This is a genomic window from Stenotrophomonas terrae, from assembly GCF_039674165.1.
Taxonomy (GTDB): Bacteria; Pseudomonadota; Gammaproteobacteria; order Xanthomonadales; family Xanthomonadaceae; genus Stenotrophomonas; species Stenotrophomonas terrae_A.
Window position 1 is genome coordinate 84,649 of record NZ_JBDJMY010000010.1, and the last position, 19,026, is coordinate 103,674.

Below are 19,026 nucleotides of genomic sequence, written 5' to 3' on the forward strand. Positions count from 1 at the left end.
CTCGGCACTACCGGATTGCTGGGCAGTTCCCCACCGAGCACGGCTCGGCACTACGCTCCCTCCCTTGCGCCGAAGGCGTAGGGGAGGGTTGGGGATGGGTAGTTTTTGAAGCCTTCGCGCGGTGCGCGCTTCGCGGCTTACGCCGCTCCTACAGTGTTGTGATGGATTGCTGGGAAAGCCCCTGCCGAGCATGGCTCGGCACTACCGGATTGCTGGGAAAGCCCCTGCCGAGCATGGCTCGGCACTACGCTCCCTCCCTTGCGCCGAAGGCGTAGGGGAGGGTTGGGGAGGGGTGGCTTTTGAGGCTTCGCGCGGTGCGCGCTTCGCGGCTTACGCTGCTGCCACCGTGCGGTGATGGATTGCAGGGAAAGCCCCTGCCGAGCATGGCTCGGCATTACGGTTTTTCGCGGATCATCAACAATGGCAGGCCGGTCTCCGGCTGCACCTGCTGCTGGGTTTCCAGTCCGTCCAGCGATTGCTTGAGCGCGTCCAAGGCCGGATCAACGCCGCGCAGTGGCCGCCACATGCCAAACAGCTTCAGGTGCCGCTGGTAACGCAGGGTCTGTGCGCTGCCCAGCCATACCGTGGTTTGCCCCGGTTGCAGGCGCGCCGAGGACGGCCATAACCGCAGTGCGTAGACTTCATCCGGGCGTTCGCCGGGGTGCAGCATCAGCAATGCTTCGACATTGGTGTCCAGCGTGGCCGGCAGTACCGGCACCTGCTGCGGGGTGGCCTTCATGTCCAGCATCATCAGCGCTTCCTGCCAGCCCGCCTGCGTCTGCCGGTGCCAACCGTTGCGCTCGAGTTGCTGCTGCAGGGCGGGCAGCGGCCCTGCCACCTGCACGTCCAGCGGCCAACGCTGGTCGTCATCGAAATCATTGCGCCGTGCCGGCAGCTCGCGCCAGCCCTGTTGCCACCAGTGCGAGGCATCCATCAAGGCCGGAGCCTCCGCCGCCGGTTCGAATTTGGCCAGCTTGGCCGGCACATTGCGCGGTGCATACCAGAGCCCGGCAATCAGGAACACGCCATAGAACAGCCAGGCAACCGGCTTGACCCAGAACGAACGGTTGAAGCGGCGGCGGTAGGCGATGCCCAGCACCAGCAGCCAGAACAGGCCGAACAACATGCCGCCGATGACATCACTGAGCCAGTGCGCGCCAAGATAGATGCGGGCAAAGCCAATCACCGTGACCACCGCACCGGACAGCAGATACGGCCACACGCGGGTACGGCCGGGCAGCTCGCGGCCGATCAACACCGCAAAGAAACCAAAGGTGATGGTGGCCATGGTCACCGCCACCGACGGAAAGCCAAAGCCGCTGCTGGCGGCGGGCGGCCGCACCACATCCACCGTGGCACCCAGCAGCTTGGTCAGCGCAAGGCCGAAGGCCAGTGCCGCCAGCCAATGGAATACCGCCATCCAGCGCCGCCGCCAGGCCAGGTAACCCATGCCGGCTGCGATTGCCGGCAACAGCACCTGCCAGTCACCCAGCGACGCCAGTGCCGCCATCGGGTAGTCGGCCAGCGGGTTGCGCAAGGCCAACATGAGCCGGTGTACGGCCAGATCCAGGGCCAGCGGTTCACCGTGCCCCACCACCACCATCAACAGCACGAACCAGCCCCAACCCAGCACCAGCAACATCAGCGCCAGCATTGCCAGCGGCACCGACTCGCGACGCTTGGGATCGAATACATCGGTCAGCGAGTGGCCGAGGAAATGCGGGTGACGGTGCGACCAGGCCAGCAGGCGCGCCAGCCAACCGTCCATGCGCGCCGCCGACCAGCGGTAGCTGTACAGCACGATGGCCCATACCAGACCCAGCAAGGTGCCCAGCAGTGCCAGCACCACGAACAGGCGCCCGGCCACCGCCGCCACTGCATCGTAGGCCTGCCCCAAAGCCCAGCCGGGCAGCAGGAACAACACCGCCCAGGACAGGCAGGCAAGGCCGCTGGCCTTGAGGTAGCTGCTGAAACGCATGTTGGCCATGCCCGCAATGGCCGGCACGAACGGCCGGATCGCGCCCACATAGCGTGCGATCAGAATGCTCTTGAAGGCATTGCGGCGGAACATGACTTCGCCGCGGTCCAGCAGCTGCGGGTAGCGGCTGAACGGCCACACGCCGCGCAGTCGATCGCCCCAGCGACGGCCCACCCAATAGCTCAGGCCATCGCCGGCAAAGGCGCCCAAGGTTGCGCAGACCACGGCATACGGGCCGGACAGCTCGCCCATGCCAATCAGTACACCCACCGCGATCATCAGCGGCAGCGCCGGCACGATGGCACCGAGGATGATCACGGCATCACAGAAGGCAATGGCGAAGATCGCCAGGCCAGCGAGGACGGGATGGGCTGCGATCCACGCGAGCGTGGCATCGATCCAGGAAGAATTCATCTGCCGATTATAAAGGGAAGCCCCAGTCAGACCGATGGCAGCGACGGAGGTTCAGTGGATCGGCAGGGTTCTCGTTCACTTGCGATGCCGGTCAATGAATGCCACCGCGGGCACTAGAATGTCGCAATGACTGAATCTTCACCGGCTACCCCCGTTGCCCTGAAAGCTGACAGCTTCGGGCAGATCCTGCTGATGCAGGGCCCGCACGGGCAATTCGTGCGTCGCGACCTGGGCGCGACCCCGCTGTGGCTGCGGCTGCCGGCCTGGTGGCTGGCGCGGCGCGAGGCGCGGGCGTTGGCCAAGCTCGATGGCATGGAGGCTACACCGCGTCTATTGGCCTGGGACGGGCATTGGCTGGACCGCAGTTATATGGAAGGGGCGGCCATGTACCAGCGTCCGCCGCACGGTGACCTGGCGTATTTCCGTGCCGCGCGCCGGCTGCTGCAACGCGTGCACCGGCATGGCATCGCCCATAACGACCTGGCCAAGGAAGCCAACTGGCTGGTACGCGAGGATGGCTCACCGGCCTTGATCGATTTCCAGCTGGCGGTGTGCGGCAATCCGCGCTCGCGCTGGATGCGGCTGCTGGCGCGCGAGGACCTGCGCCACCTGCTCAAGCACAAGCGCATGTATTGCCGGCAGGCGTTGACCCCGGTGGAGTTGCGCCTGCTCAAGCGGCATTCGTGGGTACGTGAGCTGTGGTTTGCCACCGGCAAACCGGTCTACCGTTTCGTCACCCGTCGCATCCTGCATTGGGAAGACAACGAGGGGCAGGGGCCCAAGCCTTGAGCAGTGATGTGCGGGCGCACGAGGTCGAGATCTCGCCGGGCGCGTTGCTGCATCCGCTTTTGCCGGGCAGTCATTTCGCGCATGCCGCGCGGATCAGTCTGGTTCGCGGGCCCGACAGCGCCGTGCAGGCCTATCTGGACATCGCCCGGCAGGTGCCTGCCTGGTTTGACGGTTTGATGCGCATGCGCAATGCGGGCATGCGGCGGCTGGGAATGAAGGACCTGGGCGCCATACGCAGCGTGCCGACACACGTGCCGCCCCAGCTCGCGAGCGGGGATCGGCTGGGAATATTCACGCTGCAGGCGTTGCGGGCCGATGGCGTAGTGCTGGGTGACAGCGACCGCCACCTGCGGGTGGATCTATCGCTGGAGCTGCAGCCGGCAGATGAGGGCTGCGAGCTGCAACTGAGCACCGTGGTGCATCTGCACCGACCCTTCGGCCGGTTATACATGTTGCCGGTGGCACCGTTGCACCGGCGCATCGTGCCGCGTCTGCTGGAAACTTACGCGCGGCGGTTGTCAGCGCCAGCACGCGGCTGAGGGCCCACTGCCGGTTCTGGCTGGCAGCGACCGAAAGCCCTGTCCAATGACCGGCTGCAACTCAGCGCAGCTCGAGCAACTGCTTGCCTGTGAAGCTGCGCTTGCTGTCGAAGTCGTAAGCAATGGTCACCTGGCCATCGTCGGCACAGGCATGGCAGCTGCGCAGCGGCGTGCTGTACAGCAGGCGCACGCCGCCTTCGGGCAGGGGCTTGGTGCCGCTGGCAACGGCCGGGGCGAACGGGCCGGAGTCCGGATGCTTGGCGCTGAACGCCTTGTAGGCAGTGGAGGCGCGCGCTGCATCGTCGAGCACATCTTCATCCACGTCGATGGCCTGGCCGTTGGCATCCACCAACCAGGTGCCCTGGTTGGTATTGGCGCGGAACGGGAACTCCAGCGTGGCAACGCCGATGCCGTCGACGTTCTGCCACGCCGTGACATAACCGGGCTTGCCCTGCGCGGACAAAGTGCTGGCAGCGGCCAGTGCAGCCGGTGTGGCGCCGCCATCGCGCATTGTCTGCAGCAGGCAGTTGTCAGCGGCGGTACTGCTGTTGCGACAGGCTTCCACCGAGCCCTGCCAGACCGCGTTGGGGCCGATGCGGGCCGCCGCCTCGCCCAGCCCGGTGGTCTGCGCGGTGACATCCTTGGCTGGCGGCGGTGTCTGCGCGGCTGGCTGCGGTTTCTGGCAGGCGGCCAGGGCCAGCACCAGCAGTAAGGGTGAAGCTTGAAGCAGCGTTTTCATCGGGAATCCCTGCGCGATATCGCACCAGTATCGACATCGCGCATGAACGCAAAATGTCGCTGATGAAACGCCTGGCGGGACTGTGCGGGAAGGCCGGTATCGGCATAATGCCGATTGCTTTCTTACCGGTTCTGGAGTGCGTATGAGCAGCTTGCAAGGCAAGACCCTTTTCATCACCGGCGCTTCACGCGGTATCGGCCTGGCCATTGCCCTGCGCGCGGCGCGCGACGGTGCCAATGTCGCCATCGCGGCCAAGTCGGCGGTCCCCAATCCGAAGTTGCCGGGCACCATCCACAGCGCTGCCGCAGCGGTCAATGCCGCCGGTGGGCAGGGCCTGGCATTGAAGTGCGACATCCGCGAAGAAGAACAGGTCAATGCAGCGGTGGCGGCCACCGTGGATACCTTCGGTGGCATCGACATCCTGGTCAACAATGCTTCGGCAATCTGGTTGCGCGGCACCCTGCAGACGCCGATGAAGCGTTTCGACCTGATGCAGCAGGTCAACGCACGCGGCAGTTTCCTGTGCGCACAGGCCTGCCTGCCGCACCTGCTGCAGGCGCCGAACCCGCATATCCTCACCTTGGCACCGCCGCCCAGCCTGGACCCGAAATGGTGGGCGCCGCATACGGGTTACACCCTGGCCAAGATGGGCATGAGTTTCGTCACCTTGGGCTTGGCTGCGGAGTTCGGCCCGCAGGGCGTGGCGGTGAATGCATTGTGGCCGCGCACGGTGATCGCCACTGACGCGATCAACATGATTCCCGGCGTGGATGTGAGCGGCTGCCGCAAGCCGGAGATCATGGCCGATGCCGCGCATGCGGTGTTGACCCGGACCGCGGCCGGTTTCAGTGGGCAGTTCCTGCTGGACGACGAGGTGCTGGCCGAAGCAGGCATCACCGATTTGTCAGGTTATGCGATGGACCCGTCGCGTCCATTGATGCCGGACCTGTTTCTCTGATTGCCTCGCCCCCTTGCGCTGAAGGCACAAGGGGGGAGCCCTGTAATGCCGAGCCATGCTCGGCACTACGCTCCCTCCCTTGCGCCGTAGGCGTAGGGGAGGGTTGGGGAGGGGTTGGTTTTCAGGCCAGTTCCAGCATCAGCAGCTTCGCGGCTTACGCCGCTCCTACAGCCTGCGCGGAGCGGCTCAGTGCTCGATGTGCTCCGGCAGTTCATGCCCGCAGCGGTTGCAGTACTGCGCTTTGAACTCATGGCCTTCATGCCCGCAGACCGTGCAGCCACGGTTGTCGTGGCGGCTTTCGCGCAGCATGTTGCCGGCCAGCTCGGCGGTGTAGATGCCGGTGGGCACGGCCAGGATGCTGTAGCCGATCAGGATCAGCGCCGAGGTGATGAAGCGGCCCAGCGTGGTATGCGGGACGATGTCGCCAAAGCCGACCGTGGCCATCGTCACCACCGCCCAGTACATGCTGGTCGGGATGTTGCTGAAGCCGTATTGCGGGCCTTCGATCACATACATCAAGGCGCCGGCGATGATGGCGATGGTCACCACCATCGACAGGAACAGCAGGATCTTGCGCCGGCTGCGCCACAGTGCCGCCATCAGCACGCCGCTTTCCTCGATGTAGCGGGTCAGCTTGAGGATGCGGAATACCCGCAGCAGGCGCAGCACACGCACCACCAGCAGGCTCTGCGTGCCGGGGATGAAGAAGGAAATATAGGAGGGCAGGATCGCCAGCAGGTCGATGATGCCCCAGATGCTGAACGCATAACGCAGGGGCCGCCGCACCACCAGCAGGCGCAGCACGTACTCGGCGGTGAACAGCAGGGTGAAGCCCCATTCGACGACATAGAAGCCGGTGGCCCAGGCCACGTGGATGCGTTGCACGCTGTCGAACATCACCACCAGCACGCTGATGAGGATGGCCCAGACCAGCAGCAGGTCGAAACGCCGCGAGGGCGGGGTATCGGTACGGTGGATGATGTCGAACCAGCGGCGGCGCCAACCGCTGTCGCTGGCCGGGTTCAGTTGGGGGGCAGAGAACAGTCGCATGTGCCCATTGTGCCGCAGCCCCGTGGAATGGAGGACAATGGCACATTCATACCCACTGATCTGGAACGCCATGACCGCTGTCGTCGAGCCGCTGTTGTCCCTGTCCAATTACTACCTGCCGGTCTATCGCCCGCGCCAGCTGGTGCTGGAGCGAGGCCAGGGCGCGCGACTGTGGGATACGCAGGGCCGTGAGTTCATCGACCTGGCCGCCGGCATCGCCGTGTGCAGCCTGGGTCACAACAACCCGGACCTGAAGGCCGCGTTGTTCGAACAGGCCAACAAGCTGTGGCACACCAGCAACATGTTCTACAGCGAGCCGCCGCTGCACCTGGCGCAGGAGCTGGTGGAGGCCTCGCGTTTCGCCAAGCGCGTGTTCCTGTGCAACTCCGGCGCCGAAGCCAACGAAGTGGCGATCAAGCTGGTGCGCAAGTGGGCCAGTGCGCAGGACCGTGGCCCGGACAAGCGTTTCATCGTGACCTTCCGCGGCAGTTTCCACGGCCGCACCCTGGCGACGGTGACCGCTACCGCACAGCCGAAGTACCAGGAAGGCTACGAGCCGCTGCCCGGTGGCTTCCGTTATGTCGATTTCAACGACGTGGCCCAGCTTGAAGAAGCGATGGCCGGCGGCGACGTGGCCGCAGTGATGTTCGAACCGGTGCAGGGCGAAGGCGGGGTGATGCCTGCCTCGGCCGAGTTCATGCGTCGCGCCCGTGAGCTGTGCGACCAGCACGACGCGCTGCTGGTGCTGGATGAAATCCAGGTCGGCATGGGCCGCACCGGCGAGCTGTTCGCGCATTGGCACTGGGGCGTGACCCCGGACATCGTCACCCTGGCCAAGGCACTGGGCGGCGGTTTCCCGATCGGCGCGATGCTGGCCGGCCCCAAGGTTGCCGACATCATGGGCGTGGGCGCGCACGGCAGCACCTTCGGTGGCAATCCGCTGGCGGCGGCGGTGGCCCGCGTGGCGCTGCGCAAGCTGGCTTCCGACGAGATCAAGGCCAACGTGGTTCGCCAGTCGGCTGCGCTGAAAGCGGGGCTGGAAGCCATCGGCGAAGAGTTCGGTGTATTCGAACAAGTGCGTGGCATGGGCCTGATGTTGGGCGCGGTGCTCAAGCCCGAGTACGTGGCTGATATCGGCGTGCTGTTGGATCTGGCCGCTGAAAAGCAGGTGCTTATCCTGCAGGCCGGCACCAGCGTGCTGCGCTTCGTGCCGGCGCTGAACATCAGCGATGAAGAACTCGCAGAAGGCATCAAGCGCGTGCGTGAAGCGATTGCGGCGTATATGGCGTCGCGCTGAGTCAGGCTTGCACAGCTCGCGCAGGCCGGGTGAGCGGCCTGCTGCAGCTTGGCTTCTCCGGCGGGGAGAGGGGTTGTCCAATGGGGGCGCTCAGTCTGGGCTGGGCGCTCCGTCGTCGGCATGTGTCGCTGGGGGAACAGCCGCTCTTACGTTTGCATTCTAGAATGCGGCCAGGCATCGCCGTCGGCTGATTGCTGTCCGTTTCAACTGTTCTGTGCTGCCCAGGCTGGCTGCTGTCGAGGTTTGATATGCCTGCGCCGGATGCCGTCGTCAGATCGGATGCGCAGTGCCCTAGCGGGCATGGGCGTGTGCTTTCAGCAGAGGGGCAGGGCTAGGGCGGGAAGCCACATCGGTGACTTTCCGTGTTGTCTTGTAAATATCAAACAGGGGCTGGTGTCTTGGGATGCAGCGGATCTGAACTTCGCTGCTTGCCCGTGGCTGGCGGGTACTTGTGTAGACGTCAGCGTATGAATTTCGCATTGCATTTTCTGCGGGTCGCGGCCTTCAGAGGCGGCTTTGCGCGCCGCTATTCCATGTATGAGCAGGCTTCCAGGAAGGCGTCGCTGATGGCACGCCGGCCGGAAATGAAACTGAACCGCCACATCAAGGCGCCAGTGCGCGCCACTCCATATTGCGTCACCCAGGGGACCACGTGTCGAAGCTAACTTTTTTCCCGTTCGGAAAGGCCTTCCGGCGCTTGTGCCGAGTACCCGTGGCCTTGCTCTTGTCCGCTTGCCTTGCATCCGGTGCACAGGCGGCGTCGATTCCCGCGCCGGTGACAATCGACTTCAACTCCTCAGGCTTCGCGGAGCTTAAGGATCATGGCTCAACCGAGTTCAACCAGGGCGATTTCAGGATCACTCATAGCGCCAGCAACTGGTTGCAGCTATCTGTTTCTGGCAAGGACGGGTCTCCCGCTTTGTATGCGCAGTGGTTAGGTCTCGACGCGACCGTCAGCGTCGAGACGGTGTCCGGAAACGAATTCAGCTTCACGGGGTTCTACGTCGAATTAATTGACTCCCTCGCGGGGGGGATCATGAATATCGTGGGCTACAAGGATGGTGTGCCGGTCGGTGCCCAGTCCACGGGGCCAGGGTTCGGGGCATTTGTCGGCAAGTACACCGTGAGCTTGGATCCGTCCGTCTTCGGCAATGTCGACAAGGTCGTCATTACGTCCGGTCCGGGCGGTTTTGACGTTATTTTCGACCAGTTCGTGTTCGCCACCGCTGCTGACACCACCGCGCCCACCGTCACCAACGTCACTTCCAGCACCGCCAACGGCAGCTACAAAATCGGCGATGTTGTTTCCGTCCAGGTCAATTTCAGCGACGCGGTGACGGTCACCGGAACGCCGCAGCTGATTCTGGAAACCGGTGCGATCGACCGGGTGATCAACTACGCCAGCGGCAGTGGCACCAGCACGCTGACCTTCAGCTACACCGTGCAGGCCGGTGACAGCACCCCCGACCTGGATTACGTGGCCAGCAACTCGCTGTCCTTGAACGGCGGCAGCATCAAGGACGCGGCAGTTAACAATGCGGTGCTCATCCTGCCTTCGCCCGCCACGGCCGGTTCGCTGGGCGCGAACAAGAACCTTGTCATCGACGGCGTGGCACCCAGTGTCACCGGCATCACGATCAGCGGTTCGCCCGCCAGCACCGACAGCTCGATAGCCTTCACTGTGGCCTTCAGCGAGCCGGTGAGCGGCGTCTCCATGGACGACTTCACCCTGACGGCTACCGGGACCGCATCCGGCAGCATCGCCGTCGTGTCGGCCTCGAGCGGCACGATGTACGACGTCACCGTCGCCTCGATCAGTGGCAACGGCACGCTCAAGCTTGACCTCAAAGCTTCCACCAACATTGCCGACCCGGTCGGCAACACCGGCGTGGCCGCGTTCACCTCCGGCGCCGCCCATACCGTTGCCTTTGCTACCGCGCCGGGCGCGCCGACCATCGGCACGGCGACGGCTGGCGACGGCCAGGCCACGGTGACCTTCACCGCGCCGGGCAGCAACGGCGGCTCGGCCATCACCACCTACACCGCTACCGCCAGCCCCGGTGGCGCGTTTGGCACCTGCGCCGGGCCGGCGGCGTGCACCGCCACCATTACCGGTCTCAGCAACGGCACCGGCTATACGTTCACCGTGACGGCCACCAATGCCACCGGCACCAGCGTGGCTTCGGCCGCGTCGAACGCGGCCACGCCCAAGGGCAACCAGACCATCACCTTTGCGCAACCCACCAGCTACAACTTCGGCGCCACGCCGACCCTGAGTGCTTCGGCCAGCTCCGGGCTCGCGGTTGTCTTCAGCTCGTCCACGACCGGCGTGTGCACGACCACCTCCGGCGGCGCGCTGACTTTCGTCACCGCTGGCACCTGCACCATCGACGCCGACCAGGCCGGCAACAGTTTCACCAATGCCGCCACCACGGTCACCCACAGCTTCACCGTCAGCGCCATCGCCCCCGATGCGCCGACCATCGGCACCGCAACGGCCGGGGACACCCAGGCCACGGTGACCTTCAGCGCGCCGGCCTCCACCGGGGGGGCGGCCATCAGCCCCAACGGCTACACCGTCACTGCCAATCCGGGCGGCGCTACCGGCACCGGCTCCAGTTCGCCAATCACCGTTACCGGCCTGACCAACGGGGTCAGCTATACCTTCACCGTCGCCGCGACCAACAGCGCCGGCAACGGTGCTTCGTCAAGCGCGTCCAACAGTGTCATCCCGGCAGCGGCCCAGAAGATCACCTTCAGCAACCCCGGTGCGCAGAACTTCGGCACCACGCCTGTGCTGAGCGCGACCTCCGATTCGGGGCTGACCCCATCGTTCTCCTCGGCCAGCACCGGCGTGTGCACGATTACCGGCGGCGGCGCGCTGACCTTCATCAGCGCCGGCAGCTGCACCATCAATGCCAACCAGATCGGCAACGGCAGCTATCTGGCGGCGCCCCAGGTCAGCCAGTCGTTCCCCGTCAACGCGATCGTTCCCGGCGCGCCGACCATCGGTACGGCCACCCCGGGCGGCACCCAGGTCAGCGTAGCCTTTGCCGCACCGGCCAATAGCGGCGGCACCCTCATCACCGGCTACACGGTGACCGTCAGCCCGGCGGACGTGGCGCCGGTAAACGGTGCGGCCTCGCCGATCGTGGTCACCGGCCTGACCAACGGGCAGGCCTACACGTTCACCGTCACCGCGACCAACAGCGCCGGCACCGGGCCTTCGTCAAACGCGTCCAACAGTGTCATCCCGGCAGCGACCCAGACGATCACCTTCAACAACCCCGGTGCGCAGAACTTCGGCACCACGCCGACGCTGAGCGCGAGCTCCGATTCGGGGCTGACCCCGACGTTCACCTCGTCCACAACCGGGGTGTGCACGATCACCAGCGGCGGTGCGCTGACCTTTGTCACCGCCGGCACCTGCACCATCAACGCCGACCAGGCCGGTAGTGGCAGTCATCTTGCAGCGAGCCAGGTCAGCCAGTCCTTCACCGTCAACGCGGTGTTACCTGGCGCACCGATAGTCGGCACGGTCACGGTGACCGGCGTAGGGCAGGTGGCAGTGGCGTTCACCGCGCCGGCCAGCGACGGCGGCGCGGCAATCACCGATTACACGGTCACTTCCAATCCGGACGGGGTGACCGGCAGCGGTACGAGCTCGCCGATCACCATCAGCGGCCTGGGTACGGGCAAGAGCTACACCTTCAGCGTGACCGCGACCAACAGCACGGGCACCGGCGCGTCGTCGGCGGCCTCCAACACCGTCACCACGATGGCACCCCAGCTCATCGCTTTCGCCAACCCGGGTGCACAGGTTTTCGGCACCACGCCGACGCTGGTGGCCTCGGTGGATTCGGGGCTGCTGCTGCGCTTTGTCGCCTCGACGCCGGCAGTATGCGCGGTCACCGCTGATGGCCTGTTGAGCTTCAGCAGTGCCGGCAGCTGCACGGTAACGGCCCATCAGGACGGCGATGCCAGCCACCAGGCGGCATCAGTGACGCAGACGTTCAACGTGACCGCAGTGGTGCCGGCGACCCCGGTACCGGGGGCAGTGACCGTGGTTGGTTCGGGCGCAGTGGAAGTTGCCTTCACGCCCTCGGCCGCCACCGGCGAAACCATCACCTACGTGGTGACCGCACAGCCGGGCGGCATCACCGCCAGCGGCACGAGCTCGCCGATCAAGGTGACCGGTCTGACCGATGGGGTGAGCTATACCTTCACCGTCAGCGCCACCGGCCAGGCCGGCGACAGCACGACGTCGGCGCCGTCGGCTCCGGTGGTGCCGCAGGTGTTGCAGGAAGTGACCTTCGACGCGGTGGGCACACAGCCTTTCGACAAGCTGCCGGTGTTGTCCGCCCGCACCGACTCCGGCTTGCCGTTGACGTTCAGTTCGCAGACGCCGGCGGTGTGCACGGTCACGGCCGAGGGTCAGCTGGCCTTTGTGCTGGCAGGTGACTGCACCTTGGTTGTTGAGCAGGCCGGCGATGCCAGCCATCGCCCGGCCTCGGCTTCGCGCACGTTCCGGATTGAAGCGGTGCCGCCAGGCATGCCCGCCATCCAGACGCTGACGCCGCAGGGATCGGGGCGGGTCAGTGTGGCGTTCGCGCCGCCGACGTTCAGCGGTGGCGCGATCATCGACGGCTACCGCGTCACTGCCACGCCGCAGGGCACGGCGGCACCGGCCATCCGCGCGATGAGCCTGCGTGCGGCCGGCACACCGGGCGTGGTCACGACCACCGGCAGCGGCTCGCCGATCCTGGTGCAGGGGCTGGCCGACGGCGTGAGCTATGTGTTCACCGTGGCGGCCTACAACACGGCCGGCGAAGGTGAGTCGGACAGCGCGCAGGAACTGCTGGCCGCACCGGCCCTGAGCTGGATCGGCGACCTGCAGAAGGTATACGGCGAGGCCGATTTCGAGCTGCCCCTGCCGCAGAGCAACAGCTCTGGTGCGTTCACCTTCACCAGCAGCAACCCGGCGGTGGCTACGGTCAACGGCCGCACCGTCAGCCTGGTCGGCGAAGGCAGCGCCACGCTGACCGCCACCCAGGCGGCTACCCCCAACTTCCTCACCGGCGCGGTGATGCTGACGCTGGTGGTCAGCCCACGTCCCGACCCGACGCTGGATGCGCAGGTCAGCGGCGGTATCCAGGCGCAGGTTGATGCCAGCGTGCGCTTTGCGCAGGTGCAGGGCGACAACATCCGTGACCGTCTGCGCCAGGTGCGCAGTGGCCACAACGCCAGCAACGTCAACTTCGCGCTGGCCTATGCCGGCAGCCGGGGCGTCCCAGGGTTGTCGGTGCCGGTTGGCCGTGTGGCCGAGACGGCGCTGCCGGCCCTGCCCGAGGGTTGGGGATTGTGGCTGGCTGGTACGGCGACCTTCGGCAAGGCCGGTCGCAATGGCCGCAGCGGCGGTGGTTTCGACTTCAACACCGGCGGTATCACGCTCGGCGCCGACCGCGCGGTGGGTGAAGACCTGTTGCTTGGCATGGCCGGCAGTTGGGGCAAGCAGGGCACCGACTTCGATGGCACCCCGTCCAAGGTTGATGCAGACCAGCGTTCGCTGGCCGCCTACGGCCTGTGGCGGCTGGGCGAGCACCTGTTTGTGGATGGCCTGCTGGCCAACGGCCAGCTGGACTTCGATCTGACCCGCTGGAGCGAACCGGCCAACGCCAGCGCGCAGGCATCGCGCAACGGCGACCAGTGGTTCGGTTCGCTGACGCTCGGCTATGAACACCGCAACGCCGCGGGCATGACCCTGACCGGTTATGGGCGCTATGACGGCCACCGCGCCACGCTCGATGGCTATCGGGAGCAGGGGTTGGGCATCTATGACCTGGCCTATGGCCGGCAGAAGGTGGACAACAGCGCGCTGGCAGTGGGCCTGGAAGGCAGCCTGGCGTTCAAGCGCGAGCGTTTGAACTGGCGCCCGCACTGGCGCATCGAATACCGCAGCGCACTGGAAAACCGCAGTGATGTCGCCATGAACTACCTGCAGCGCCCGCAGAGCACGGACTACGTGCTGGCGATGCGCAGCTACAACGACGACATGCTGGCGCTGGGGGCAGGTATGGACCTGCAACTGGACAGCGGCTGGATGTTCTCGTTGCTGCTGGGCCACGAGCAGGGTCGCAATGCGATGCGCAGCAACAGCATCGGCTTGCAGGTGCGCTTTGGGCAGCAGGGTGCAGATGTGCCGATGTACAGCGATGAAGGGGGCGTGCAACAGGCCGGCGGTTCTTCGCGTCCCTGTCGCGTTTCTTCCATGCGCTGTAGCGCCCCATCGGGTGCTCAGCCCAGGTGATCAACAACAACGCCGGCGAAAGCCGGCGTTGTTGTTTCATCGCAGCCAACAGCGCAGCGCTGACGGACCGGCTTGCTCAGCGCAGCTGGTAGCGCTTGAGCAGCTTGCGCAGCGATTGAGTGTGGTGGGCGGTATCGGCCAGCAGGCCTGCGGCGCGTGCACCTTGCACATTGCGGAACAGATGATCGACAAACAGTGTGCGCGCCGGTTCGCAGTGCAGGGTCGCGCAGGCGGCGCGATAGACGCCCGGATCGGGTTTGCGCACGCCCAGCGTCGCGCTGCACAGCACCTGGATGCCGGGTAGCAGCTGTTCGATCACCGGTTGGGTGAGCAGGCCATTGTTGGTGAGGATGGCCACCTGCACACCCGGTCGCAGGTGGTGGAGCAGGCTCACGCTGTCGCGCCGCACGACGGTAGCGGCACGGCGTGCACGGTGCCAGTCCTGCGCCTGCAAGCGGCTGCCCAAGCGCAGGTTCAGTGCGGCCAGCAACTGCGGGCCACCCAGTTCGCCACGCGCATGCGCCAGTTCCAATCCTTCCTCGCGTAGTGCCGCATCGACATCTGCGCAGGTGCAGTGCGCGACCTCGGCCAGCTCGCTCAGATGGGTGCGATGGTCGTAATCGGCCAGCAGGCCGTCGAAATCCAGCAGTAAGGCGTGCGGTTGTTGCATGGGTGGCAAGGCAGACGTGGGGCTGCAGTATCGCTGGCGCTGCGCCTCAGTGCAGCCTGCGACATCGCGTCACAGGTGAAATCTGCTGGGCTTGCCTAGAATTCAGACACTGTAGTTGTCACTTGCACGGAGTTCACCTTGAAGCGTTCCAGTCTGCTGTTGTTGGCCCTTGCCGGCCTGTTGCCTGCCGCACCGGCGATGGCGCGCACCTGCGCGGTCACCATTGAAAGCAACGACCGGATGCAGTTCTCGCTGCCGCAGATCCGGGTTGCCGCTGATTGCACGCAGGTGGACTTGACCTTGAAGCACACCGGCAGGATGCCGGCCACCGCGATGGGGCATAACTGGGTGCTGACGCGCACGCCGGATTTCCAACCAGTGGCCACGGTGGGCATGCGTTCGACGCTGGCTGAAAGCTATCTGCCGAAGAACGATGCACGGGTGATCGCGTTCACTCCGGTGATCGGTGGTGGCCAGACCACGCAGGTGCGCTTTGCAACCAGCAAGCTGACGCGTGGTGGCGACTACACCTTCTTCTGCTCGTTCCCGGGCCATTGGGGAATGATGAAGGGCAAGCTGGTTTTTGGGTGATTGATGCGTTTCGAGGTTCCCGGGTGCGCTGCGCTTACCCGGGGTGCATTGGCGGTTCGTAGGCGGGTGTTTGTAGGAGCGGCGTAAGCCGCGAAGCACGCGACATCATCAGATTGCACGCGGGCCAAGGGGCGCAGCAACCTCAGCTTCGCGGCTTACGCCGCTCCTACAAACGATTGCACCATCCGCTCCTCGTTTCGGGTAACGCTGCTTCGCGAGGGCGAACAGCGTTATCCGCTGCAGGATCAACCTGCAGCAACCACCTTGAACGCCTCGCGCGCTGCTGCCAGCGTGGCTTCAATCACGGCATCGTCGTGCGCGCTGGACAGGAAGCCGGCCTCGTAGGCCGATGGTGCCAGGAACACACCGCGTTCCAGCATGGCGTGGAAGAACACGTTGAAGGCCTTGATGTCGCAGGCGGTAGCCTGGGCGTAGGTCTCCACTTTCTCGTTGGTGAAGAACAGGCCGAACATGCCGCCGACGCGGTTGGTGGTCACGGCAACGCCGGCCTCGCGTGCGGCCGCTTCCAGGCCATCGCACAACGTGTTGGTAGCTGCGGTCAAGCGCTCATGGAAGCCCGGTGCCTGCACCAGCTGCAGCATTGCCAGACCGGCGGCCATTGCCACCGGGTTGCCGCTCAGCGTGCCGGCCTGGTAGATCGGGCCGGCCGGGGCGATCTGCGACATCAGTTCGCGGCGACCGCCATAGGCGCCCACCGGCATGCCGCCGCCGATGATCTTGCCGAAGGTGCTCAGGTCCGGGGTGATGCCGTAATAGGCCTGCGCGCCACCCAGCGCGACGCGGAAACCGGTCATCACTTCGTCGAAGATCAGCAGTGCGCCGTACTGCGTGCACAGCGCGCGCAGGTGCTGCAGATAGCCTTCGCGGGGCGGGATGCAGTTGGCGTTGCCGACCACCGGTTCGATGATCAGGCCGGCGATTTCCTTGCCCTGTTGCTCGAACAGCGCAGTGGCGGCGTCGAAGTCGTTGTAGGGCAGGGTGAGAGTGAGTTCGCTCAGGCCGGCCGGCACGCCGGGTGAGGTGGGCACGCCCAGGGTCAGCATGCCGCTGCCGGCCTTGACCAGGAACGAGTCGCCGTGGCCGTGGTAGCAGCCTTCGAACTTGATGATCTTGTTGCGGCCGGTGGCGCCGCGTGCCAGGCGGATCGCCGACAGCGTGGCCTCGGTGCCGGAGTTGACCATGCGCACCATCTCGCAGGACGGCACCAGCTGGGTGATGGTTTCAGCCATGGTGACTTCAGCCGCACACGGCGCGCCGAACGACAGGCCATTGCCGATCGCATTCTGCACCGCCTCGCGTACCGTCGGGTGGTTGTGGCCAACGATCATCGGGCCCCAGGAGCCGACGTAGTCGATATAGGCGTTGCCATCCACGTCATGCAGGTAAGCACCGTCGGCGCGCTGCACGAAGAACGGTTCACCGCCGACCGACTTGAACGCGCGCACCGGCGAATTGACGCCACCGGGCAGCAGCGTCTGGGCGCGCTCGAACAGGGCGTGGGATTGGGCGTGGTTCATTGTGAGTCCTTTGAAAGAGCGCTGGATCGAGTTGCTGAGCGGAGCAGGGCGTTAGCCCTTCTCCCGCGTGCGGGAGAGGGGTTGGGGTGAGGGGAAGCTTCTAGCAAGCGAACGCCGAAACCTACCCTCATCCGACCCTTCGGGCCACCTTCTCCCAAAGGGAGAAGGAACATCATTGGTGCTGGAAACAACGCCGATAAGCCTCCAACGCAGCTACCGGGTCCGGCTCGCTGAACACGCCACTGATCACCGCGATCAGGTCCGCACCAGCTTCCACCACAGGCCGACTATTGTCCGGGGTCAAACCGCCAATCGCCACCCGTGGCACGCCCAGTGCGGCGCTTTGTCGCAGCAGCTCCGGGTTGGCGCGGCGCGGCGTGACCTTGCTGCGACTGGGGAAGAACGCGCCGAACGCCACGTAGCTGGCACCGGCAGCGACCGCGCGCTGGGCCAAGGCCAGTTCGTCATAGCAGGAGGCGCCAATGATGGCCTGCGGGCCGAGCAGGGCGCGGGCTGCGGCGATGTCGCCGTCGTCCTCGCCCAGATGCACGCCGGCAGCACCGACCTGCTGGGCCAGGGCAGCATCGTCGTTGATGATCAGCGGCACGCCAGCGGCGGCGCACAGCGCCTGCAGGGCGGTGGCCTGGGCCAGGCGGGTGGGGGCATCGACGGCCTTGTTGCGGTATTGCAGCCAGGTGGTGCCAGCCAGCAGCGGGCGCACCCGTTCGAGCAGGCGCGCGCTGTCGGTTTCGTCGGGGGTAATCAGGTAGACGCCTCGGGCGTCGGCAAGCTGGGTCATGGATGGCTACCGGTACGGCGGCGGGAGTGTGACAATCAACGCCGTTTCTCTGTCCGGTGATTATCCCCGATGTCCGACGCTACGGCCTCTACCCTGCGCAACTGGATGTGCGTCGTCTGCGGCTTCATCTACCGTGAGGCCGACGGCTTGCCGGAAGAAGGCATCGCCCCGGGCACGCGCTGGGAAGATGTGCCCGAGACCTGGACCTGCCCGGACTGCGGCGTGACCAAGGACGATTTCGAGATGGTCGAACTGGATTGAGCCGCGCAACGCGCGGGCTGTAGGAGCGGTGTCAGCCGCGAAGCCACTGCCGCATCCGAACCCAGCCAAGAGCATTCGCCTGCCGAAGAGGCGTCTTGGCGCGCACTGCGCAACGCCGCTTCTGCCGAAGTGCTGCGTTGATCAATGGCTTCGGATGCCGCAATGGCTTCGCGGCTTACGCCGCTCCCACAAGAGGTGGGATTGGCCTCGCGCGGCTCAATGCAGCCTCGGTTTTCCGCCACTCAACTCGATCAGGCGCTCGCGGATGTTGATGGCGTCCGCCGCGCCGGGTTCCATCTTCAGGTAGCGCGCCAGGTCATTGCGGGCACCTGCCAGATGTTCCAGCTGCAGATAGGCCAGGCCGCGGTCGCGCACGGCATCGGCCTGGTCGGGCGCCAGCTTGAGGATGCGGTCGGCGCTGCGCGCGGCGCGGTCCCATTCGCCGCGTTCGGCGTACACGCCATGCAGGTTGCGCAGCATGCGCATCAGGATGGCGCGGTGCGGCGCGGGGTCCAGGATCTGGGCGAGCACGCTGTCGTCCGGGGTCTCGCCGCCGAGGTTGCTGCGCGCGCGTTCACGCAGTTCGTCCACGCCCAGCGGCCGGCCGCCATTGAACGGGTCCATGATCAGTACGCCGTCTTCCACCGGCAGCCGCACCAGGAAATGGCCGGGGAAGGAAATACCCTCCAGCGGCAGGCCCAGCCGGCGCGAAACCTCGATCTGCACCAGCGCCAGCGAGATCGGGTTGCCCAGACGCCGCTCGAACACTTCGTTGAGATAGCTGTTGCGCGGATCGTAGTACTCGTCGTTGTCGCCGCTGTAGCCCACCTCGTTGAACAGGTGGTTGTTGATGGCGGCAACCTTGAGCGGCCATTCACCGATGGCTTCCACTTCCACCCGCAGGTGATCGGCATGGGCCTGCAGCACGCGATCGTAGGCGGCCGGGTCCAGCTGCGGGTACTCGTCGCGGGCGATCAGCAGGGCAGTGGGCAGCAGCGGCAGCGCCTCGTCGGGCAAGGCGGCCAGTTCTTCCCACTGCGGCAGGGTAATGCGTGTTTCAGACATGCCCCAAGACTGGCGGCAAAGCGGCGCCGGT

General features: G+C 65.7%; 14 protein-coding genes. 7 read left to right on the forward strand and 7 right to left on the reverse strand.

Annotation, left to right across the window (positions count from 1 at the left end; translation table 11 throughout):
• Positions 1-394: 394 nt before the first annotated feature.
• Entirely contained in the window at positions 395-2,392 is a 1,998-nt protein-coding gene (locus tag ABE493_RS06750; RefSeq protein WP_346498176.1) for a bifunctional DedA family/phosphatase PAP2 family protein, read from the reverse strand.
• Positions 2,393-2,518: 126 nt separating this feature from the next.
• On the opposite strand from ABE493_RS06750, the gene ABE493_RS06755 reads away from it, so the two are divergent.
• Together ABE493_RS06755 and ABE493_RS06760 are read left to right on the forward strand one after the other, a co-directional pair.
• Positions 2,519-3,181, forward strand: coding sequence for a serine/threonine protein kinase (locus tag ABE493_RS06755; RefSeq protein WP_346498177.1), 663 nt, complete (start codon positions 2,519-2,521; stop codon positions 3,179-3,181).
• Complete coding sequence (locus ABE493_RS06760; RefSeq protein WP_346498178.1) at positions 3,178-3,720, forward strand: DUF2867 domain-containing protein; 543 nt, start codon at positions 3,178-3,180, stop codon at positions 3,718-3,720. Before ABE493_RS06755 ends, ABE493_RS06760 begins: the two co-directional genes overlap by 4 nt.
• A gap of 61 nt (positions 3,721-3,781) precedes the next feature.
• On the opposite strand, the gene ABE493_RS06765 is transcribed toward ABE493_RS06760, so the two are convergent.
• Positions 3,782-4,459 (reverse strand): hypothetical protein, encoded by a 678-nt coding sequence (locus tag ABE493_RS06765; RefSeq protein WP_346498179.1) that lies wholly within the window; start codon positions 4,457-4,459, stop codon positions 3,782-3,784.
• A gap of 142 nt (positions 4,460-4,601) precedes the next feature.
• Between ABE493_RS06765 and ABE493_RS06770 the strand changes: the two genes are divergently transcribed.
• On the forward strand, positions 4,602-5,417 hold the full coding sequence (locus ABE493_RS06770; RefSeq protein WP_346498180.1) for an SDR family oxidoreductase: 816 nt from the start codon (positions 4,602-4,604) through the stop codon (positions 5,415-5,417).
• A 186-nt stretch (positions 5,418-5,603) separates the two neighbouring features.
• Here the strand turns inward: ABE493_RS06770 and ABE493_RS06775 are convergent, their stop codons facing one another.
• Positions 5,604-6,467 (reverse strand): ion transporter, encoded by an 864-nt coding sequence (locus ABE493_RS06775; protein ID WP_346498181.1) that lies wholly within the window; start codon positions 6,465-6,467, stop codon positions 5,604-5,606.
• Between the two features lie 70 nt (positions 6,468-6,537).
• Between ABE493_RS06775 and ABE493_RS06780 the strand changes: the two genes are divergently transcribed.
• A complete protein-coding gene (locus ABE493_RS06780; RefSeq protein ID WP_346498211.1) occupies positions 6,538-7,764 on the forward strand; it encodes an acetylornithine transaminase in 1,227 nt (408 codons plus the stop codon).
• Positions 7,765-8,800: 1,036 nt separating this feature from the next.
• The gene (locus tag ABE493_RS06785) at positions 8,801-14,071 is read left to right on the forward strand and encodes a fibronectin type III domain-containing protein (protein WP_346498182.1); all 5,271 of its coding nucleotides are present in this window, start codon (positions 8,801-8,803) and stop codon (positions 14,069-14,071) included.
• A gap of 76 nt (positions 14,072-14,147) precedes the next feature.
• On the opposite strand, the gene ABE493_RS06790 is transcribed toward ABE493_RS06785, so the two are convergent.
• On the reverse strand, positions 14,148-14,741 hold the full coding sequence (locus tag ABE493_RS06790) for an HAD-IA family hydrolase (protein WP_346498183.1): 594 nt from the start codon (positions 14,739-14,741) through the stop codon (positions 14,148-14,150).
• 198 nt (positions 14,742-14,939) lie between these two features.
• Between ABE493_RS06790 and azu the strand changes: the two genes are divergently transcribed.
• Positions 14,940-15,332: an azurin gene (azu, locus tag ABE493_RS06795; RefSeq protein ID WP_430980726.1), complete on the forward strand. Its 393-nt coding sequence runs from the start codon at positions 14,940-14,942 to the stop codon at positions 15,330-15,332.
• A 245-nt stretch (positions 15,333-15,577) separates the two neighbouring features.
• On the opposite strand, the gene hemL is transcribed toward azu, so the two are convergent.
• Positions 15,578-16,870 carry a glutamate-1-semialdehyde 2,1-aminomutase gene (gene hemL, locus ABE493_RS06800; protein WP_346498185.1) on the reverse strand — a complete coding sequence of 431 codons (1,293 nt, stop codon included), beginning with the start codon at positions 16,868-16,870 and terminating at the stop codon, positions 15,578-15,580.
• Between the two features lie 172 nt (positions 16,871-17,042).
• Positions 17,043-17,669, reverse strand: coding sequence for a thiamine phosphate synthase (gene thiE / locus ABE493_RS06805; protein WP_346498186.1), 627 nt, complete (start codon positions 17,667-17,669; stop codon positions 17,043-17,045).
• 69 nt (positions 17,670-17,738) lie between these two features.
• On the opposite strand from thiE, the gene ABE493_RS06810 reads away from it, so the two are divergent.
• The gene (locus ABE493_RS06810; RefSeq protein ID WP_346498187.1) at positions 17,739-17,930 is read left to right on the forward strand and encodes a rubredoxin; all 192 of its coding nucleotides are present in this window, start codon (positions 17,739-17,741) and stop codon (positions 17,928-17,930) included.
• 216 nt (positions 17,931-18,146) lie between these two features.
• Here the strand turns inward: ABE493_RS06810 and ABE493_RS06815 are convergent, their stop codons facing one another.
• A complete protein-coding gene (locus ABE493_RS06815) occupies positions 18,147-18,995 on the reverse strand; it encodes a SirB1 family protein (protein ID WP_346498188.1) in 849 nt (282 codons plus the stop codon).
• Between the last annotated feature and the right edge of the window lie 31 nt (positions 18,996-19,026).

What these genes read in the sequence shown, in the direction of transcription:
- ABE493_RS06750 (WP_346498176.1), bottom strand. Translation starts at nt 2,392, where the DNA reads ATGAATTCTTCCTGGATCGATGCCACGCTCGCGTGGATCGCAGCCCAT.
- ABE493_RS06755 (WP_346498177.1), top strand. Translation starts at nt 2,519, where the DNA reads ATGACTGAATCTTCACCGGCTACCCCCGTTGCCCTGAAAGCTGACAGC.
- ABE493_RS06765 (WP_346498179.1), bottom strand. Translation starts at nt 4,459, where the DNA reads ATGAAAACGCTGCTTCAAGCTTCACCCTTACTGCTGGTGCTGGCCCTG.
- ABE493_RS06770 (WP_346498180.1), top strand. Translation starts at nt 4,602, where the DNA reads ATGAGCAGCTTGCAAGGCAAGACCCTTTTCATCACCGGCGCTTCACGC.
- ABE493_RS06775 (WP_346498181.1), bottom strand. Translation starts at nt 6,467, where the DNA reads ATGCGACTGTTCTCTGCCCCCCAACTGAACCCGGCCAGCGACAGCGGT.
- ABE493_RS06780 (WP_346498211.1), top strand. Translation starts at nt 6,538, where the DNA reads ATGACCGCTGTCGTCGAGCCGCTGTTGTCCCTGTCCAATTACTACCTG.
- ABE493_RS06785 (WP_346498182.1), top strand. Translation starts at nt 8,801, where the DNA reads ATGAATATCGTGGGCTACAAGGATGGTGTGCCGGTCGGTGCCCAGTCC.
- ABE493_RS06790 (WP_346498183.1), bottom strand. Translation starts at nt 14,741, where the DNA reads ATGCAACAACCGCACGCCTTACTGCTGGATTTCGACGGCCTGCTGGCC.
- azu (WP_430980726.1), top strand. Translation starts at nt 14,940, where the DNA reads ATGGCGCGCACCTGCGCGGTCACCATTGAAAGCAACGACCGGATGCAG.
- hemL (WP_346498185.1), bottom strand. Translation starts at nt 16,870, where the DNA reads ATGAACCACGCCCAATCCCACGCCCTGTTCGAGCGCGCCCAGACGCTG.
- thiE (WP_346498186.1), bottom strand. Translation starts at nt 17,669, where the DNA reads ATGACCCAGCTTGCCGACGCCCGAGGCGTCTACCTGATTACCCCCGAC.
- ABE493_RS06810 (WP_346498187.1), top strand. Translation starts at nt 17,739, where the DNA reads ATGTCCGACGCTACGGCCTCTACCCTGCGCAACTGGATGTGCGTCGTC.
- ABE493_RS06815 (WP_346498188.1), bottom strand. Translation starts at nt 18,995, where the DNA reads ATGTCTGAAACACGCATTACCCTGCCGCAGTGGGAAGAACTGGCCGCC.